Raw genomic sequence first — 17,723 nt, 5'->3', positions numbered from 1 at the left:
TTCACATGAAGAAGGTATCTGAGATGAAAGCAACATTTGTTCTGCACGGTTGGTGGCGCACTTCCTGATTTCGGGCAGTGTCTTACGTCTGCAATATGCAACCAGATACCCGGCCCGCCAAATGAGCGGGCTTTTTTTTGAACAAAATTAATGAGAATAACGATGCAAACTCAAAAACCGACACTCGAACTGCTTGCCTGCGATGCCGCCTACCGTGAGAATCCGACGGCGCTGTTTCATCAAGTGTGTGGCGCACGTCCAGCAACACTGCTGCTGGAGTCTGCAGATATCGACAGCAAAGACGATCTGAAGAGCCTGCTGCTGGTCGACAGCGCATTACGCATTACCGCTTTCGGTGACACTGTCACTATTCAGGCATTGTCCGCAAACGGCGCATCGCTGCTGTCGCTGCTGGATGTTGCCCTGCCCGCTGGCGTTGAGAACGAACAACAGCCGAATGGTCGTCATCTGCGATTCCCTGCCGTCAGCCCACTGCTCGATGAAGACGCCCGCTTATGCTCCCTGTCCGTATTTGATGCATTCCGTTTATTGCAGGAGCTGGTTAATGTTCCAGCGCAAGAACGTGAAGCAATGTTCTTCGGCGGTCTGTTTTCTTACGATCTGGTTGCGGGTTTTGAAGAGTTGCCACAGCTTGAAGCGGGCAACCGTTGCCCTGACTACTGCTTCTATCTGGCAGAAACGCTGATGGTTATCGACCACCAGAAAAAAAGCACCCGTATTCAGGCCAGTATTTTTACCCCCAATGATGCGGAAAAACAGCGTCTTAATGCTCGTCTGGCGCAATTGAGCCAGCAGCTTACCGAGCCTGCGCCGCCGTTGCCGGTCACTGAAGTCCCGCAGATGCGCTGCGAGTGCAATCAGAGCGATGAAGAGTTTGGCGCCGTAGTTCGTGGCATGCAAAAAGCGATTCGCGCGGGCGAAATTTTCCAGGTGGTGCCATCCCGCCGTTTCTCGCTGCCCTGCCCATCTCCGCTGGCGGCCTACTATGTGCTGAAGAAAAGTAACCCCAGCCCATACATGTTTTTCATGCAAGACAACGAGTTCACGCTGTTTGGCGCCTCCCCGGAAAGCTCGCTGAAATACGATGCCACCAGCCGCCAGATTGAGATCTACCCGATTGCTGGTACTCGCCCGCGCGGTCGTCGTGCGGACGGTTCGCTTGATCGCGATCTCGACAGCCGTATCGAGCTGGAGATGCGTACCGATCATAAAGAGCTTTCTGAGCACCTGATGCTGGTTGACCTTGCGCGTAACGACCTGGCGCGCATCTGTACGCCTGGCAGCCGCTATGTTGCTGACCTCACCAAAGTCGATCGTTACTCCTTCGTTATGCACCTGGTTTCGCGCGTGGTCGGCGAGCTGCGTAGCGATCTGGATGTGCTGCACGCTTACCGCGCCTGTATGAATATGGGCACGTTAAGCGGAGCGCCAAAAGTTCGCGCCATGCAGCTTATCGCCGAGGCCGAGGGTCGTCGCCGTGGCAGCTACGGCGGTGCGGTAGGTTACTTCACGGCGCATGGCGATCTGGATACCTGTATTGTCATTCGCTCCGCCCTCGTGGAAGACGGTATTGCCACCGTACAAGCCGGTGCCGGGATTGTTCTGGATTCTGTACCGCAGTCTGAAGCCGATGAAACCCGTAATAAAGCGCGCGCGGTTCTGCGTGCTATCGCTACCGCGCACCACGCACAGGAGACCTTCTAATGGCTGACATTCTGCTGCTTGATAACATCGATTCTTTTACCTATAACCTGGCGGATCAACTGCGTACTAATGGTCACAATGTGGTGATTTACCGCAACCATATTCCGGCCCAGACGTTGATTGACCGCTTAGCAACCATGAAAAATCCGGTGCTGATGCTTTCTCCAGGACCAGGCGCGCCAAGCGAGGCAGGTTGCATGCCGGAGCTGTTAACCCGTTTGCGCGGCAAGCTGCCAATCATCGGTATTTGTCTGGGACACCAGGCCATTGTTGAAGCCTATGGTGGATATGTGGGCCAGGCCGGAGAGATCCTTCACGGCAAAGCGTCCAGCATTGAACACGACGGTCAGGCGATGTTTTCTGGTCTGGCGAATCCGCTGCCGGTGGCACGCTATCATTCGCTGGTTGGCAGCAACGTACCTGCTGGATTGACCATTAACGCCCACTTTAACGGCATGGTGATGGCGGTACGTCACGATACCGATCGCGTCTGCGGCTTCCAGTTCCATCCGGAATCAATTCTGACCACCCAGGGCGCGCGTTTGCTGGAACAAACGCTGGCCTGGGCGCAACAGAAGCTTGAACAAACCAATACGCTGCAACCCATTCTGGAGAAACTGTATCAGGCCCAGACGCTGTCCCAGCAGGAAAGCCACCAGCTGTTTTCCGCAGTCGTTCGCGGTGAACTGAAGCCGGAACAACTGGCTGCGGCGCTGGTGAGCATGAAAATTCGTGGCGAACACCCGAATGAAATTGCCGGTGCGGCAACCGCGCTGCTGGAAAACGCCGCCCCGTTCCCGCGCCCTGATTATCTGTTCGCCGATATTGTCGGTACCGGCGGCGACGGCAGCAATAGCATCAATATTTCTACCGCCAGCGCCTTTGTTGCGGCGGCTTGCGGACTGAAAGTTGCCAAACACGGCAACCGCAGTGTCTCCAGCAAGTCTGGCTCTTCGGATCTGTTAGCGGCATTTGGCATCAATCTGGATATGAACGCTGATAAATCCCGTCAGGCTCTAGACGACCTCGGGGTGTGCTTCCTGTTTGCGCCGAAATATCACACCGGTTTTCGCCATGCCATGCCGGTACGCCAGCAGCTGAAAACCCGCACGCTGTTTAACGTGCTCGGCCCGTTGATTAACCCGGCGCATCCGCCGCTGGCGCTGATCGGCGTTTACAGCCCGGAACTGGTGCTACCGATTGCTGAAACGCTGCGCGTGCTGGGATATCAACGAGCAGCCGTGGTGCACAGTGGTGGCATGGACGAAGTTTCGCTGCATGCGCCGACCATTGTGGCAGAGCTGCACGATGGGGAAATCAAGAGTTATCAACTGACGGCAGAAGACTTTGGTCTGACGCCTTATCACCAGGAACAGCTGGCTGGCGGCACGCCGGAAGAAAACCGTGACATTCTTAGTCGCTTGTTACAAGGTAAAGGTGAAGCCGCTCATGAAGCTGCTGTTGCCGCGAATGTCGCCATGTTAATGCGCCTGCACGGTGAAGAAGATTTAAAAGCTAATGCGCAAACCGTGATTAATGTACTGCGTAGCGGTGCGGCCTATGACCGCGTCACTGCACTGGCAGCAAGAGGGTAAATGATGCAAACCGTTTTAGCGAAAATTGTCGCAGACAAGGCGATTTGGGTAGAAGCCCGCAAACAGCAACAACCGTTGGCCAGCTTTCAAAATGATGTTCAGCCTGGCTCACGTGATTTCTACGATGCGCTGCAAGGTGCACGCACCGCCTTTATTCTGGAATGCAAAAAAGCATCTCCATCAAAAGGTGTGATCCGTGATGACTTCGATCCGGCACAGATTGCGAGCATCTATAAACATTATGCTTCCGCGATCTCCGTACTGACCGATGAGAAGTATTTCCAGGGGAGCTTTGATTTCCTGCCTATCGTCAGCCGCATCGCACCGCAGCCGATTCTGTGCAAGGACTTTATTATCGATCCTTACCAGATTTACCTGGCGCGTTTCTACCAGGCGGACGCCTGTTTGCTGATGCTGTCGGTGCTCGATGATGAGCAATATCGTCAACTCGCCGCCGTCGCCCACAGCCTGAAAATGGGCGTACTGACCGAAGTCAGTAACGAAGAAGAGCTGGAGCGTGCTATCGCACTGGGCGCCAAAGTCGTTGGTATCAACAACCGTGATTTACGCGACCTGTCGATTGATCTGAATCGCACTCGTCAACTGGCACCGCGACTGGGTCACGGTGTGACCGTCATCAGCGAGTCCGGCATCAATACTTACGGTCAGGTGCGCGAGCTCAGCCACTTCGCCAACGGTTTTCTGATTGGCTCTGCGCTGATGTCGCATGATGATCTGCACACCGCCGTGCGTCGCGTACTGCTCGGTGAGAATAAAGTTTGCGGTTTAACCCGGGCTCAGGATGCAAATGCGGCATACGAAGCGGGCGCCATTTACGGCGGCTTGATTTTTGTCCCCACATCACCGCGCGCGGTCAACGTAGCACAGGCGCGAGAGGTCATGACCGGCGCGCCGCTGCAATACGTCGGGGTGTTTCGCAACTCAGATATTACCGACGTGAGCGCAACAGCGGCGGAGCTGGGACTAACTGCCGTGCAACTGCACGGTAACGAAGACCAGTCCTATGTTGACGCCCTGCGCGACTTACTGCCCGCACAGGTGCAAATCTGGAAGGCACTCAGCGTCAGCGAGACGTTGCCAGCCCGTGATTATCAGCATGTCGATAAATACGTCTTCGACAACGGCCAGGGCGGCAGCGGTCAACGCTTCGACTGGTCACTTTTAGGCGGACAATCGCTGGATAACGTTTTACTGGCTGGCGGACTCGGCGCAGATAACTGCGTTGACGCGGCAAAAACCGGCTGTGCCGGTCTCGATTTCAATTCTGGCGTAGAGTCACAGCCGGGCATCAAAGATGCACGTCTTCTGGCTTCGGTCTTTCAGACGCTGCGCGCATATTAAGGAAAAGGACATGACAACATTACTCAATCCGTACTTTGGTGAATTTGGCGGTATGTATGTGCCACAGATTCTGATGCCTGCCCTGCGCCAGCTGGAAGAAGCTTTTGTCAGCGCGCAAAAGGATCCTGAATTTCAGGCGCAGTTTACAGATCTGCTGAAAAACTATGCGGGTCGCCCAACCGCACTGACCAAGTGCCAGAACATTACTCAAGGCACCAATACGACGCTGTATCTCAAGCGTGAAGATTTACTGCACGGCGGCGCGCACAAAACCAACCAGGTGCTGGGTCAGGCGTTGCTGGCGAAGCGCATGGGTAAAACGGAAATCATCGCCGAAACAGGTGCGGGTCAGCACGGTGTTGCATCTGCTCTCGCCAGCGCACTGCTGGGGTTGAAATGCCGTATTTATATGGGCGCGAAAGATGTTGAACGTCAGTCGCCTAACGTTTTCCGTATGCGTTTGATGGGCGCTGAAGTTATCCCCGTTCACAGCGGTTCCGCGACGCTGAAAGATGCCTGTAACGAAGCGCTTCGCGACTGGTCTGGCAGCTACGATACCGCGCACTACATGCTCGGTACGGCGGCTGGTCCTCACCCCTTCCCGACCATTGTGCGTGAGTTCCAGCGCATGATCGGTGAAGAAACCAAGGCGCAGATTCTGGAAAAAGAAGGCCGTCTGCCGGACGCCGTTATCGCCTGCGTGGGCGGCGGTTCTAACGCCATCGGGATGTTCGCCGATTTTATTAATGAAACCAGCGTCGGTCTGATTGGCGTAGAGCCAGGCGGTCACGGGATTGAGTCTGGAGAACACGGCGCGCCGTTGAAGCATGGTCGTGTCGGGATATACTTCGGCATGAAGTCCCCAATGATGCAGACTGAAGAAGGACAGATTGAAGAGTCTTACTCTATTTCTGCAGGGCTGGACTTCCCGTCAGTTGGGCCACAGCATGCGTACCTGAACAGCATTGGTCGCGCCGATTATGTTTCAATCACCGATGATGAAGCACTGGAAGCCTTCAAAACGCTGTGTCTGCACGAGGGAATTATTCCGGCACTGGAGTCCTCCCATGCCCTGGCACACGCGTTGAAAATGATGCGTGAAAATCCGGAAAAAGAGCAGTTACTGGTGGTTAATCTCTCCGGTCGCGGCGACAAAGATATTTTCACCGTACACGATATTCTGAAAGCGCGAGGGGAAATCTGATGGAACGTTACAAAAACCTGTTTGCACAGCTGAAGGACCGCAAAGAAGGCGCTTTTGTCCCCTTCGTAACCCTGGGCGATCCGTCTGTTGAGCAGTCACTGAAAATCATTGATACGCTGATTGAAGCCGGTGCCGACGCGCTTGAGCTCGGCATTCCGTTCTCCGATCCGCTGGCAGATGGCCCAACTATTCAGGAAGCCACCCTGCGTGCGTTTGCCGCCGGCGTTACACCGTCGCAATGCTTTGAAATGCTGGCGCTGATTCGCCAGAAGCATCCGACGATTCCCATTGGGTTGCTGATGTATGCCAACCTGGTCTTCAGCAAGGGCATTGACGAGTTTTACGCCCAGTGCGAAAAAGTGGGTGTGGATTCTGTATTAGTGGCCGATGTTCCCGTTGAAGAGTCTGCACCATTCAGAACTGCAGCGCTGCGCCACAACATCGCGCCGATTTTCATCTGCCCGCCGAACGCTGATGAAGAACTGCTACGCCAGATTGCCTCTTATGGTCGTGGCTACACTTATCTGCTTTCACGTGCAGGTGTAACCGGTGCCGAAAATCGTGCAGCATTACCGCTGCATCATCTGGTTGAAAAGCTGAAAGAATATGGTGCGCCACCTTCTTTACAGGGCTTTGGTATTTCTGCGCCTGAACAGGTCGCTGGTGCTATTGAAGCCGGTGCTGCCGGTGCAATTTCCGGCTCGGCAATTGTGAAAATCATTGAGAAAAATGTTGCGGCACCGGAACAGATGCTGGCTGAGCTGAAAGCGTTTGTCAGCACGATGAAAGCCGCCACCCACCAATAAGCTAAATCAACCGCCAGAAATTTCTGGCGGTTTTATCCTTCTTTCGTGTGCTTCATTCTATACATAGCGCTATCCGCATTCTGAATGGCCACATCAAGTTCACCATTCACCTCTGCAATCCCCCACGATACTGACAATGGCACGGTATGGCCATCCACCACAAACACATGGCTGGTCACCTGCCCACTAATACGTTGCGCGATTGCTATAGCGTCAGTTGCCTGCGATCGAAACAGCAGGATCATAAATTCATCCCCGCCGGTACGAATCACAATATCGTGACTGGTGCGGGTGTTTGACAGCATCCTGTTGGCGATAATTTGCAGCGCACGATCGCCTGCCGCGTGGCCCCAGGTGTCATTGACGGCCTTGAACTTATTACAGTCAAGTAGCACCACCGAGCAGTGTGATAAATCCCGACGCTTGATGATGTCGAGAATTCGGCGGTTAAAACAGCCGGTCAGAGTATCGATATAAACTTTTAGGTCGCTTTCGTTTAGCCATGACTTTAACGAGAAGCTAATGATGATGAAAAAGAACGGCGCCAGCAGGATAACAATCCCGGCATGTGCGTCGCGCGCCATAAAACGGCCTAATGAAAGCGAATAGTGCAGCGCATATTTCTCTGAAAAATTGCGCACCATAAAGCGGGATTGACCGGTACATTTACCGGATAAACAGAGACTCTCATTGTTGGTCAAATTCACCAATTCTACGTTCAATTCTGGTGGAATTTGGTAGTCAAATGCCTGGGCTAACGCTTCCTGCAATTCGGACTTTGAATGGTCATAGACCAGATAAGCCACGATTTGGTCTGATATCTCTTTGCCAGACAGATCGTAGATATAACTCACCACGCTGTAAGCTTTTTCACCGGTAATTTTATCGGTATAGAAATTCGTTGAGCTGAGGGCTTTATTTTTGACGTTTTTCTGCAGCAGTCGGGTATAGAAATCGACGGGGGGATAGAAAAATTGCGTGATATCCCGCGCCATTTCAGAATTAGAGAAACTGAAATTGCGCGAATCGGAAGCCATAAACCAGTAAAAATAATCTGAGTTTTTGGCGATAATATAACGATGTGCATCAAAACTGCCCGGGTTTAGCTCATTGACCATACCGCGAATAAACTCCGCCGCCGTATACATACACAGCGCGTTGTGGCTGGTTTGCTGAGCAACCATTGTCCCCGTTGCCGAATGCAGCCGCTTTGGGTCGGCGTTAATTCCCCATTCATTCTCATCCCGGGGGGCGAATTGTGAAATATCACCGCATTGATCACCCGTTTTGATATGGTGGTAGCGCTCGCCAATCGCATCGGCGATCAGCTCGTTGTCGTTAAAAATGTCCATCATGCGCGCTTGCAGGCGGTTAACACCTTCGCTGGCAGCGGCCATTCGCTGTTCATAAATAATAAACAGAAACAACGACGTAAATATCAACGTAATGAGCCCTGATACCAGCAGTGCCTGCCTGTTTCTGAGCTTATCCTGCACAATCTTCACGAGTCCACCCTGATAGTTAACAGTATTGCCAAATCGGTTACCCGTTTATGTTGTTGCATAACAGCGTTGTACGTTGATAGAGAATGTTCGCCACCCCGATGCAGGTAAGTTGATGTAACCCGCAGCCGCGCGCTTAGGTTACAGTTTTATACAATAAAAGCACATAATTGTTAACATAAACGCAAACTAATCATCACCTTCAATAGGATACCCTGCCCGTCGAATGGCCTCGCGGCAGTCGTTTACGCCTGCGGCATAGCCCGCCTCAATCTCACAAACCGGACTGGCGCTGCAATAAGGTAGTGTAACTGGAGTCGCAATAAGTTTCTCCAGCGCCTCAATTTTATCCATGTAAAGCAATAACTCACGTGCAGCACTTACGGCAAACGCTGCCGTTTGATCTTCGGAGAACGGTTCCAGAAGTGCGATTTTTTGCTGTAGCAGATGGCGGGTCAACATCATCAGCAATATCCTCAAAATTGTTTTGCTTAAAGAGTAGCACTACATCAAAGGGGAGAAAGGTAGGATGGGATTGTTTAAACGATGGGTCTAAGTAAGGATATTGTCTGAAAACGGTAACAGACAGCTCCGTGCGAATCTCTGGCGAAGATCAGATATTTTTAGTTGATGACGATGGAGAATATCCGAGTTTGTAATAATAGTGCACTCATTGTTTCCATACTGTCTGAGACTGTCAATCGTTAGACTACTCTGAGCGTGAAGCGGACCATAATTTCTGATGTAAAGCTTCACTGATAATGTCGGGACAGTGATGAGTGAGAAACTCACGTTGTGCTTACACCAGGATTATCTGGAATGATGGAGTTAACATCTCAATTGTTCATAGCGGCGCTGAGTGGATGCAGGATATCGCGGGGCATATTGGACGTATAACGTTTATCGCGTACCTAAGAAGTTAAGACCAGAGGTTTTAATTATTACATTTTTAAGATAGTGGTTTTTATCTGTTTTTTAGAATTGCCATACCTGGCCAGACATTCTTATCCATAACAACTTTATGAGTTAAAAAAATCTGCCATATTGACAGATTCTTTTAATCTATCATTAGAGATTTGCAACGTTATGATATACTTTTTGAACATCATCGTCATCTTCAAGGGCATCAACAAGCCCTGCGAAGACTTCTAAATCTTCTGGTGAAAGTTCAATTTCTGATTGAGCAATCATCTCTAATTCTGTGGTAGAGAATTCAGTAATCCCTGCGGCTTTTAAAGCTGCAATGCCTTTGTGAAGATCTGTAGATTCTGTATAAATAACGATGTTTCCTTCTTCTTCGGTTACATCACGAACATCTACTTCAGCATTAAGCAAAATTTCAAAAATGTGGTCAGGGTCTGTCCCTTCAAATACAATCACTCCGGTATTATCAAACATATAGCTGACAGAACCAGCCGCTCCGATATTCCCGCCTTTTTTATTAAAAATTGAGCGGACATTAGCAATCGTACGGTTAACATTTGAAGTCAATGTTTCAGCGATAATCAGTGAGCCACTGGGACCAAAGCCTTCATAACGCCCTTGCACGAACGTTTCATCACTGCCGCCTTTGGCTTTATCAATGGCTTTATCAATAACGTGTTTTGGAACCTGCGCTTGTTTAGCACGTTCAATAACGAATTTTAAAGATGTATTTAATTCTGGGTCTGGTTCGCCTTGTTTAGCAGCAGCATAAATTTCGACACCGAATTTTGCATATACATTAGACGTTGCACCGTCTTTAGCTGTTTTTTTAGCAACAATATTTGCCCACTTACGTCCCACTGGAATGATCTCCTCAAAAATTCATTTACATAGCCGACAGGTAAATAACCTAGCATTACATTATATCATGACGTATAAATCCTCGTCTATTAAAAATAAAAATATTCGAATTTTACGATATGTTACTTTAAATTTATCAATAGTTAACATTATTGATAAATTATCCTCTGGTTCTTTTTTGTTCTTAATAAATGGTCCGCAGCAATAATGCATAAGAAAAGAGAAACAAAAGTAATATTCCAGACAAACACTTCTACTATTAAAGTTGCTGCTGCACTGCTTATAGCGAGGTATCGACACACAAATTTTGTCAGGCCAGATGAGCAAAATAATGGCCGATCAAGACAACGATACGCGAGGAAAAGAATGGAAAAAAACTGGCCATTTGACGACCAGTTTTGCAGAAGTGTTTTACAGTAAATATCAGAAACGATAACCCGCAGAGAACATAAACACCCACGGATCGAGGCGTACACTGTCTCGCTGCTGGACGCCACCCATTTTATAGCTTGCGGTGGTATCGATATCCATGTACCAGACCGACATGTTAATCAGCCAGTCGCGGTTAATCAGATAGTCCATACCGACTTGCCCTGCTGCACCCCAGGAATCTTTCAGGCTCAGGTCCGATAACCCCGTTTTTTTACCGTTATCGTTAAAGCCTTCATCGAAGAAGGTCGTGTAGTTCACCCCAACACCTACGTACGGACGCAGTTTACTGCTGGAGTCACCGAAGTACCACTGCGCCATTAACGTCGGCGGTAAATGATGTACGGTGGCAATATCACCCGTTGCAGCAGTGCCGATTTTATGGCGAAACGGCGTAGCTGCCAGTAATTCAACACCGATATTGTCGGTTGCCATGTAGGTAAATGTCAGACCCAACTGCGTGTTATTGCTGACATCAAAGCCACCTAAGCTGCCCAGCGTACCACCTGCACCTTCCGTCGGCCTGACGGTGGCAGAACCCGCACGAATAAAGAATTCTCCAGCTTCATGCGCAAATGCGTTACCAGAGAGAAGAGTTGTTAAAGCCAATGCTGCAACTGTTAATTTTTTCATGTCCGCTCCATCGTTATGGTTATAAAAGCGGAACGAATATACCCACATTGGAGTAATAAGTGATCTAACATGGATCACATTGACTTTGATAATTTAACATTTATTGATCCAGATTAAGTTAGAACTTGCATTCAAAATCCTGGTTAAATTAATTCAGATCAATTTTGATATATTTTCAATGTGCAAGTACCTCCAGATCATTGCTGATGGTTGATGGATATCTGCGCGTGATGCGCAGATAACAAACAGCGTTCATGCACGACGCTGAAGTCATAGCCAAAAATTACTGCAGCTTTACAAAGATATGCTTTTCCATACATCGCGCGATGCTGCCACTGTAGAGTTATCCAGGGTACAATTGCCCGCAAATGAACACCTGCAAAACTCAAGGAGAGTGCATGTCTATCACGGCGAAATCCGTTTACCGTGACACGGGAAACTTTTTCCGTAATCAATTCATTACCATCTTGCTGGTATCGTTGTTGTGCGCGTTTATCACAGTGGTGTTAGGGCATGCCTTTTCCCCCACTGACGCACAAATTGCGCAACTCAGTGAAGGCGATCAGTTAACCAGCAGCGTGGGGCTGTTCGATCTGGTGCAAAACATGACCCCGGAGCAACAGCAAATTTTGCTACGCGCATCCGCAGCGTCGACGTTTTCCGGTCTGATTGGTAATGCCATCCTCGCCGGGGGGGTCATCCTGATGATTCAGCTGATTTCAGCAGGTCATCGCGTCAGTGCGTTACGTGCCATCGGCGCCAGTGCGCCAGTGTTACCGAAGCTGTTTATTCTGATTTTTCTGACTACTCTGCTGGTGCAAATCGGTATTATGCTGGTTGTTGTACCCGGTATTCTGCTGGCGATCCTGCTGGCACTCGCACCGGTGATGTTGGTACAGGACAAAATGGGTGTCTTTGCCGCGATGCGCAACAGTATGCGTCTGGCGTGGTCCAATATGCGACTGGTTGCGCCGGCAGTGATCGGTTGGTTGCTGGCAAAAACGCTGCTGTTGCTTTTTGCGCCAAGTTTTGCAGTACTTACGCCGAATGTAGGCGCGGTATTGGCGAATACGCTGAGCAATATGATCTCCGCCGTGTTGCTGATCTATTTGTTCCGCCTGTACATGCTGATTCGCCAATAAACCCTGAACGCATTCCGGGCTTGTTCCCGGTGCTTTTGATGACGGAATCGAAGAATGAAGCAGTTTCTTGATTTTTTACCGCTGGTTGTCTTTTTTGCTTTTTATAAGCTTTACGACATCTATGCGGCAACCTCGGCGCTGATTGTCGCGACGGCTGTAGTGTTGATTTACAGCTGGGTTCGCTATCGCAAGGTCGAGAAGATGGCGTTAATCACCTTTGTCCTGGTGGCCGTATTTGGTGGCCTGACTATTTTTTTCCACAACGATGAATTCATTAAGTGGAAAGTAACGGTGATTTACGGGCTGTTTGCTGGTGCTCTGCTGGTTAGCCAGTGGGTGATGAAAAAGCCGCTGATTCAACGCATGTTAGGTAAAGAGCTGACCCTACCGCAGTCAGTGTGGTCGAAACTTAATTTAGCCTGGGCCGTCTTTTTCATCCTGTGTGGCCTGGCGAATATCTATATTGCATTTTGGCTACCGCAGAACATTTGGGTCAACTTCAAGGTGTTCGGCCTGACCGCCCTGACTTTATTCTTTACGCTGCTGAGTGGGGTCTATATTTACCGTCATCTGCCGCAAGAAGATAAATCATAATTCATGCTCGCCAGATCTGCGGATCTGGCGAATTTTTATCCCCTCGCGTTCCATTGTGCTGACAACCTGACTTACATCTGCCCTGCACGCCGCATCCCCTCTGTTCTCAACGCACAAATTCTAGTAGCATCGCGCCTGTAATCTTTCTCTATAGTCGGTTCTACAATGACAACAACGAATAACACTCCCCAGGGTGAACTGGTTTTACGTACTCTGGCCATGCCTGCCGATACCAACGCGAACGGTGATATTTTTGGCGGCTGGCTGATGTCACAAATGGATATAGGTGGCGCGATTCAGGCCAAAGAGATCGCACATGGTCGTGTGGTAACGGTGCGAGTGGAAGGGATGAGCTTTTTGCGCCCAGTCGCCGTAGGTGATGTGGTGTGTTGCTATGCGCGCTGTGTGAAACGCGGGACAACCTCGATCAGCATCAATATTGAAGTTTGGGTGAAGAAGGTCGCTTCTGAACCTATTGGGCAGCGCTATAAGGCCACCGAAGCTCTGTTTATCTACGTTGCCGTTGATAAAGACGGGAAACCGCGTCCAATTCCCACGTTGGTCTGATAGCACACGTCAGTACTGCTATCCGGCAATCATCACTCTTGATCATTGCCGGACGGCCTGATGCTTACTCGATCTGCGTTGTGCCGTTTAATTTGAAAACAATATTCACCACAAGCCCGGAACCGGGTTTGCCTGCTTCATAACGCCATCTACGCATCGCATTTTTCACTTCACGCTCAAACATATTGGCAGGCTGTGCAGACAGGATCTCCACATTTTCAACCCGGCCATCCGGCGTTACGTTAAATTTGACCTTTACCCGGCCTTCAATGCGCAGCGCCTGAGCTCGCGCCGGATACTGAGGCTGATTACGGCTTAAAGCGCGTGGACCCGATGGCGCACTAACCACCGGTTTGCTGCTAGTTGCCGGCGCGGTATTGGTCATTGTGCGCGTAGGTGCCGTATTTTCCAGTGGGGAGGCCGGGCGCGGTTCTGCTGGTTTAACATCGCGTTTCGGTTGCTCTTCCACCTTTTTCACCGGTTTTGGCTTCGGTTTAGGCTTGGGCTTCGGTTTTTCAATCACCACCGGCGCCTCTTTTGGTGGCTCTGGAATCGGTTCAGGTTCCGGTTCAGGCTCGACAACGGGTTCCGGCGGCGGCTGAACGGCCTGAGGCGGTTCGAGATCGGCAGGCGCGACCATCGTGACAGAGATCGGCTGCGCTGGCGCAGGTAGTTCAATAACCTGATGTACCGAGGTATACAGCAAACCAGCCACTACGGCACCATGAATGCCGACAGACAGTAACGTTGGCCAGGGAAAGCGACGAGGTAAATCAAGGGTCATTGAAGTCATAATCGTTTCAGTAAAAAAACCAGACCCTGATTTTAAATGCAAATAGCAATCATATTCAATAAGCCCGTGGGGCTAACTGACATTTAAAACGCGATTTTATGATAAAAACCACTTTCAGAGTATGGCCTTAACATATCAGTTATCTTTCCGTTGCAGTTGTTAGGCCTTTCCAATAACGTTATTAACGACTTTTACCGTTCAAGGAGCTCTACCCGTGCTGTATGTTATTTACGCTCAAGATATCGCAGACTCTCTCGAAAAACGTCTTTCCGTGCGCCCTGCTCATCTGGCTCGCCTGCAACTCCTTCATGACGAAGGTCGTTTGCTCACGGCGGGCCCCATGCCAGCAGTCGACAGTAACGATCCCGGTGCGGCGGGTTTTACCGGCTCGACGGTGATTGCCGAATTTGAATCTTTGGAGGCGGCACAGGCGTGGGCAGAAGCCGATCCGTATGTTGCGGCGGGCGTTTATGCGCAGGTTTCCGTAAAACCTTACAAGAAAGTATTTTAAAAAACAAAACAAACGCAGACATTGGGCACCGCCAGCGGTGCCCTTTTGGGATCAGATGCTGTGGATCGCAAACAACAACGAGTTACGCTGGTGGTTGAGAACGCACTTCCTGATGGTATGGATACGCATATTACGACGCGATTGTCCTTCAAGCCAACGTGCTTTACGGCGGCTAGCCTGACGCAGCATCCGCCAGCGTCCCACTTCCGTTCTACTACGCTTCATGTTAACTACTCTTCCAGTCACTGAGCGGCCATTATAACGCCAGACCGAATGCAGACCAGTGGTTTTCCCGTGTTTTTATTTGCCAGATTAATCCTGATGCGTAAACTCTTAACAATACGCTTTCAAAAGGATTTTTAAATTTATGACAACCTTCTACACCGTGGTGAGTTGGCTGGTCATTCTGGGTTACTGGGTACTCATTGCTGGCGTAACGTTACGCATTCTGATGAAGCGACGCGCAGTGCCCTCCGCAATGGCCTGGCTGTTGATCATCTACATTCTGCCATTGGTAGGAATTATTGCTTATCTGTCCTTTGGTGAACTTCACCTGGGTAAGCGACGTGCCGAACGCGCCCGGGCGATGTGGCCTTCAACCGCCAAATGGCTGAACGACCTCAAGGCCTGCAAGCATATTTTTGCCCAGGAAAACAGCAGCGTCGCCTCTTCGTTATTTAAACTGTGCGAGCGTCGTCAGGGTATAGCTGGCGTAAAGGGAAACCAGCTGCAGTTGCTCACCAGTTCAGATGACGTGATGCAGGCGCTGATCCGTGATATTCAGTTGGCGCGCCACAACATCGAAATGGTGTTCTACATATGGCAGCCAGGCGGTATGGCCGATCAGGTAGCCGAGTCGTTAATGGCTGCCGCGAGGCGTGGCATTCACTGTCGCCTGATGTTGGACTCCGCCGGCAGCGTGGCGTTTTTCCGCAGCCCTTGGGCCGCGATGATGCGTAACGCAGGTATCGAGGTTGTAGAAGCGCTGAAGGTGAACCTGATGCGTGTATTTTTACGCCGTATGGACCTGCGTCAGCACCGCAAAATGATCATGATCGATAACTACATTGCTTATACCGGCAGCATGAACATGGTCGACCCGCGTTTCTTCAAACAAGATGCGGGCGTCGGGCAATGGGTTGATTTAATGGCGAGAATGGAAGGTCCTGTCGCCACTGCTATGGGCATTGTCTATTCCTGCGACTGGGAAATTGAGACCGGAAAGCGCATTTTGCCTCCGCCACCGGACGTCAATATCATGCCGTTTGAGCAGGCCAGCGGCCACACCATTCACACTATCGCCTCGGGTCCTGGTTTCCCTGAAGATTTGATTCATCAGGCGCTGCTAACCGCTGCTTATTCAGCGCGTGAATATTTAATTATGACCACCCCCTACTTCGTCCCCAGCGACGATCTGTTGCACGCGATCTGCACGGCAGCGCAGCGTGGGGTTGACGTCAGTATCATTCTTCCACGTAAAAATGACTCCCTGCTGGTTGGCTGGGCAAGTCGGGCCTTTTTCACCGAGCTGCTGGCGGCTGGCGTTAAAATTTATCAGTTCGAAGGTGGCTTGCTGCACACCAAGAGCGTACTGGTCGATGGCGAGCTGAGCCTGGTCGGTACGGTTAACCTGGATATGCGCAGTCTGTGGCTCAATTTTGAAATCACGCTGGTCATTGATGATGCCGGATTCGGTGGCGATCTCGCGGCAGTGCAGGATGATTATATTTCGCGTTCCCGCCTGCTTGATGCCCGTTTGTGGGTAAAACGACCACTCTGGCAGCGGATAGCAGAGCGACTGTTTTACTTCTTTAGTCCGTTGCTGTAAAACGTGCCCATCAGACAGTAAACAGGTAGTCATTATGGATATGGATTTGAACAATCGCCTGACCGAAGACGAAACGCTTGAACAGGCTTATGACATTTTTCTCGAACTGGCTGCGGACAATCTGGATCCAGCCGACATCATTCTGTTCAATTTGCAGTTTGAAGAGCGTGGCGGTGCCGAGTTGTTCGATCCGGCAGAAGACTGGCAGGAGCATGTTGATTTTGACCTGAACCCTGACTTCTTTGCCGAGGTGGTGATTGGTCTGGCAGATACAGAAGACGGCGAGATTAACGATATTTTCGCGCGCGTTTTATTATGTCGCGAAAAAGATCATAAGCTCTGCCATATTCTCTGGCGCGAATAATCAAACAAAAAAGCTGCTCTCGCAGCTTTTTTCATTTTTAACCCGGCAGTTTACTTCCACAGCGGTTACAAAATTGCGCACTATGTTCGTGCTGCGCCTGCTGGCACTGCGGACATTTTCGTTGGTGCCCGCGCTGCTGGAACGCACTGCTCATGTGCGTGGTAATCAATCCCGTCGGTATTGCAATCACCGAGTAACCAATCAGGATAAGCACAGACGCCACCATGCGCCCCAACGGTGTGTGCGGCGTGATATCACCATAGCCGACGGTGGTTACAGTAACAATCGCCCAATACACCGACGCATTCAGCGTAGTAAACCCATATTTTGGCCCTTCAATCAGATACATCATCGCGCCAAAAACCACCATCAGGATGGCAATAAAGGAATAGAACAGCATCAGCTGATGTCGGGCGCTTTTTAACGCATTCCAGAACACCCGCAGAGAAGGCATAAAGCGCAGCAGCTTGAGAATACGCAGGACGCGCAGGACACGCATCGCTCGCCAGGCGAAAACATAGCTCAGACTGATTTCCGGCCATAGCCACATCACATACAGCGGCAGAATGGTGGCAAGGTCAATTATCCCCCAGAAGCTGAACACATATTTAGCGGGGTTGGCCCAGCAACATAAGCGCAGAAGATATTCGAGGGTGAAGACCAGAGTAATAAAGATCTCCAGCCAGACAAAAACGCGCCATTCCTCAAAGGTTAAATGGTATTGCGTCCCTACTCCGGACTCAATGAAGATAACGATAACGCTGAGCAAGGCAAATAGCGCACACATACCTTCAAAGCGACGCCCTGAACGGGTGTTTAAATCAAATAATTTGCGATAGAGCGCACGGCGGACAGAAGAGACTAAACCTGGCACAGATACCTC

At 50.4% G+C, this 17,723-nt stretch carries 19 protein-coding genes, 1 pseudogene and 1 other annotated feature; of the genes and pseudogenes, 13 read left to right on the top strand and 7 right to left on the bottom strand.

Annotated elements, in window-relative coordinates; genetic code table 11:
• Positions 1-23: 23 nt before the first annotated feature.
• From trpL to trpA, 6 genes are all read left to right on the top strand, one after another.
• Complete coding sequence (gene trpL, locus OGX96_RS16855; RefSeq protein ID WP_012905981.1) at positions 24-68, top strand: trp operon leader peptide; 45 nt, start codon at positions 24-26, stop codon at positions 66-68.
• Positions 45-139, top strand: a sequence feature (Trp leader region). Its footprint overlaps the gene before it by 24 nt.
• Before the next feature lie 23 nt (positions 140-162).
• Positions 163-1,725, top strand: coding sequence for an anthranilate synthase component 1 (locus OGX96_RS16850; RefSeq protein WP_198802335.1), 1,563 nt, complete (start codon positions 163-165; stop codon positions 1,723-1,725).
• Entirely contained in the window at positions 1,725-3,320 is a 1,596-nt protein-coding gene (gene trpD / locus OGX96_RS16845) for a bifunctional anthranilate synthase glutamate amidotransferase component TrpG/anthranilate phosphoribosyltransferase TrpD (RefSeq protein ID WP_057067328.1), read from the top strand. Before OGX96_RS16850 ends, trpD begins: the two co-directional genes overlap by 1 nt.
• A 3-nt stretch (positions 3,321-3,323) precedes the next feature.
• Positions 3,324-4,682: a bifunctional indole-3-glycerol-phosphate synthase TrpC/phosphoribosylanthranilate isomerase TrpF gene (trpCF, locus tag OGX96_RS16840; RefSeq protein ID WP_198802471.1), complete on the top strand. Its 1,359-nt coding sequence runs from the start codon at positions 3,324-3,326 to the stop codon at positions 4,680-4,682.
• A gap of 10 nt (positions 4,683-4,692) precedes the next feature.
• Complete coding sequence (gene trpB / locus OGX96_RS16835; RefSeq protein ID WP_003020645.1) at positions 4,693-5,886, top strand: tryptophan synthase subunit beta; 1,194 nt, start codon at positions 4,693-4,695, stop codon at positions 5,884-5,886.
• Entirely contained in the window at positions 5,886-6,692 is an 807-nt protein-coding gene (trpA, locus tag OGX96_RS16830) for a tryptophan synthase subunit alpha (protein ID WP_198802338.1), read from the top strand. The genes trpB and trpA overlap by 1 nt, the downstream gene beginning before the upstream one ends.
• A 32-nt stretch (positions 6,693-6,724) precedes the next feature.
• Here the strand turns inward: trpA and OGX96_RS16825 are convergent, their stop codons facing one another.
• The 4 genes from OGX96_RS16825 to ompW all read right to left on the bottom strand — a co-directional run bounded on the left by OGX96_RS16825 (position 6,725) and on the right by ompW (position 11,041).
• Entirely contained in the window at positions 6,725-8,197 is a 1,473-nt protein-coding gene (locus OGX96_RS16825; protein WP_111465493.1) for a GGDEF domain-containing protein, read from the bottom strand.
• 186 nt (positions 8,198-8,383) lie between these two features.
• Positions 8,384-8,659 carry a hypothetical protein gene (locus OGX96_RS16820; protein WP_103285304.1) on the bottom strand — a complete coding sequence of 92 codons (276 nt, stop codon included), beginning with the start codon at positions 8,657-8,659 and terminating at the stop codon, positions 8,384-8,386.
• A 603-nt stretch (positions 8,660-9,262) separates the two neighbouring features.
• Positions 9,263-9,979 (bottom strand): YebC/PmpR family DNA-binding transcriptional regulator, encoded by a 717-nt coding sequence (locus OGX96_RS16815; RefSeq protein WP_003020658.1) that lies wholly within the window; start codon positions 9,977-9,979, stop codon positions 9,263-9,265.
• Between the two features lie 423 nt (positions 9,980-10,402).
• Entirely contained in the window at positions 10,403-11,041 is a 639-nt protein-coding gene (gene ompW / locus OGX96_RS16810) for an outer membrane protein OmpW (protein ID WP_071446265.1), read from the bottom strand.
• A gap of 292 nt (positions 11,042-11,333) precedes the next feature.
• Here ompW and OGX96_RS16805 point away from each other — a divergent pair.
• From OGX96_RS16805 to yciA, 4 genes and pseudogenes are all read left to right on the top strand, one after another.
• Positions 11,334-11,411: pseudogene (locus tag OGX96_RS16805) on the top strand (YkgJ family cysteine cluster protein); the annotation flags it as partial.
• 28 nt (positions 11,412-11,439) lie between these two features.
• On the top strand, positions 11,440-12,183 hold the full coding sequence (locus OGX96_RS16800) for a YciC family protein (RefSeq protein ID WP_003020663.1): 744 nt from the start codon (positions 11,440-11,442) through the stop codon (positions 12,181-12,183).
• 54 nt (positions 12,184-12,237) lie between these two features.
• Positions 12,238-12,777 carry a septation protein A gene (locus OGX96_RS16795; protein WP_048235264.1) on the top strand — a complete coding sequence of 180 codons (540 nt, stop codon included), beginning with the start codon at positions 12,238-12,240 and terminating at the stop codon, positions 12,775-12,777.
• Between the two features lie 165 nt (positions 12,778-12,942).
• Positions 12,943-13,344, top strand: a complete 402-nt coding sequence (gene yciA / locus OGX96_RS16790) for an acyl-CoA thioester hydrolase YciA (protein WP_008784945.1) — start codon at positions 12,943-12,945, stop codon at positions 13,342-13,344.
• Between the two features lie 64 nt (positions 13,345-13,408).
• Here the strand turns inward: yciA and tonB are convergent, their stop codons facing one another.
• Positions 13,409-14,137, bottom strand: a complete 729-nt coding sequence (gene tonB / locus OGX96_RS16785) for a TonB system transport protein TonB (RefSeq protein ID WP_172616055.1) — start codon at positions 14,135-14,137, stop codon at positions 13,409-13,411.
• 214 nt (positions 14,138-14,351) lie between these two features.
• Between tonB and OGX96_RS16780 the strand changes: the two genes are divergently transcribed.
• On the top strand, positions 14,352-14,648 hold the full coding sequence (locus OGX96_RS16780; RefSeq protein ID WP_003020675.1) for a YciI family protein: 297 nt from the start codon (positions 14,352-14,354) through the stop codon (positions 14,646-14,648).
• A gap of 51 nt (positions 14,649-14,699) precedes the next feature.
• Here the strand turns inward: OGX96_RS16780 and OGX96_RS16775 are convergent, their stop codons facing one another.
• The gene (locus OGX96_RS16775) at positions 14,700-14,873 is read right to left on the bottom strand and encodes a YciY family protein (RefSeq protein ID WP_122984013.1); all 174 of its coding nucleotides are present in this window, start codon (positions 14,871-14,873) and stop codon (positions 14,700-14,702) included.
• A 142-nt stretch (positions 14,874-15,015) separates the two neighbouring features.
• Here OGX96_RS16775 and cls point away from each other — a divergent pair, with 142 nt between their 5' ends.
• A complete protein-coding gene (gene cls / locus OGX96_RS16770) occupies positions 15,016-16,476 on the top strand; it encodes a cardiolipin synthase (RefSeq protein WP_003020687.1) in 1,461 nt (486 codons plus the stop codon).
• Between the two features lie 34 nt (positions 16,477-16,510).
• The gene (locus tag OGX96_RS16765; RefSeq protein ID WP_003020691.1) at positions 16,511-16,840 is read left to right on the top strand and encodes an HI1450 family dsDNA-mimic protein; all 330 of its coding nucleotides are present in this window, start codon (positions 16,511-16,513) and stop codon (positions 16,838-16,840) included.
• A gap of 37 nt (positions 16,841-16,877) precedes the next feature.
• On the opposite strand, the gene OGX96_RS16760 is transcribed toward OGX96_RS16765, so the two are convergent.
• Complete coding sequence (locus OGX96_RS16760; RefSeq protein WP_003833361.1) at positions 16,878-17,714, bottom strand: ion transporter; 837 nt, start codon at positions 17,712-17,714, stop codon at positions 16,878-16,880.
• Positions 17,715-17,723 lie beyond the last annotated feature (9 nt).

The sequence above is a fragment of the Citrobacter sp. Cpo100 genome (genome assembly GCF_030332595.1).
GTDB classification, from domain to species: domain Bacteria; phylum Pseudomonadota; class Gammaproteobacteria; order Enterobacterales; family Enterobacteriaceae; genus Citrobacter; species Citrobacter portucalensis.
The sequence above is the reverse complement of the archived record's forward strand: the minus strand, read 5'-3'. Positions and strand labels throughout refer to the sequence as shown.

Bases quoted from the DNA above. Each gene is read 5' to 3' on its own strand.
- trpD (WP_057067328.1), top strand. From the start codon at position 1,725: ATGGCTGACATTCTGCTGCTTGATAACATCGATTCTTTTACCTATAAC.
- OGX96_RS16850 (WP_198802335.1), top strand. From the start codon at position 163: ATGCAAACTCAAAAACCGACACTCGAACTGCTTGCCTGCGATGCCGCC.
- ompW (WP_071446265.1), bottom strand. From the start codon at position 11,041: ATGAAAAAATTAACAGTTGCAGCATTGGCTTTAACAACTCTTCTCTCT.
- OGX96_RS16765 (WP_003020691.1), top strand. From the start codon at position 16,511: ATGGATATGGATTTGAACAATCGCCTGACCGAAGACGAAACGCTTGAA.
- trpCF (WP_198802471.1), top strand. From the start codon at position 3,324: ATGCAAACCGTTTTAGCGAAAATTGTCGCAGACAAGGCGATTTGGGTA.
- OGX96_RS16775 (WP_122984013.1), bottom strand. From the start codon at position 14,873: ATGAAGCGTAGTAGAACGGAAGTGGGACGCTGGCGGATGCTGCGTCAG.
- OGX96_RS16800 (WP_003020663.1), top strand. From the start codon at position 11,440: ATGTCTATCACGGCGAAATCCGTTTACCGTGACACGGGAAACTTTTTC.
- yciA (WP_008784945.1), top strand. From the start codon at position 12,943: ATGACAACAACGAATAACACTCCCCAGGGTGAACTGGTTTTACGTACT.
- trpA (WP_198802338.1), top strand. From the start codon at position 5,886: ATGGAACGTTACAAAAACCTGTTTGCACAGCTGAAGGACCGCAAAGAA.
- OGX96_RS16820 (WP_103285304.1), bottom strand. From the start codon at position 8,659: ATGATGTTGACCCGCCATCTGCTACAGCAAAAAATCGCACTTCTGGAA.
- tonB (WP_172616055.1), bottom strand. From the start codon at position 14,137: ATGACTTCAATGACCCTTGATTTACCTCGTCGCTTTCCCTGGCCAACG.
- trpB (WP_003020645.1), top strand. From the start codon at position 4,693: ATGACAACATTACTCAATCCGTACTTTGGTGAATTTGGCGGTATGTAT.
- OGX96_RS16795 (WP_048235264.1), top strand. From the start codon at position 12,238: ATGAAGCAGTTTCTTGATTTTTTACCGCTGGTTGTCTTTTTTGCTTTT.
- cls (WP_003020687.1), top strand. From the start codon at position 15,016: ATGACAACCTTCTACACCGTGGTGAGTTGGCTGGTCATTCTGGGTTAC.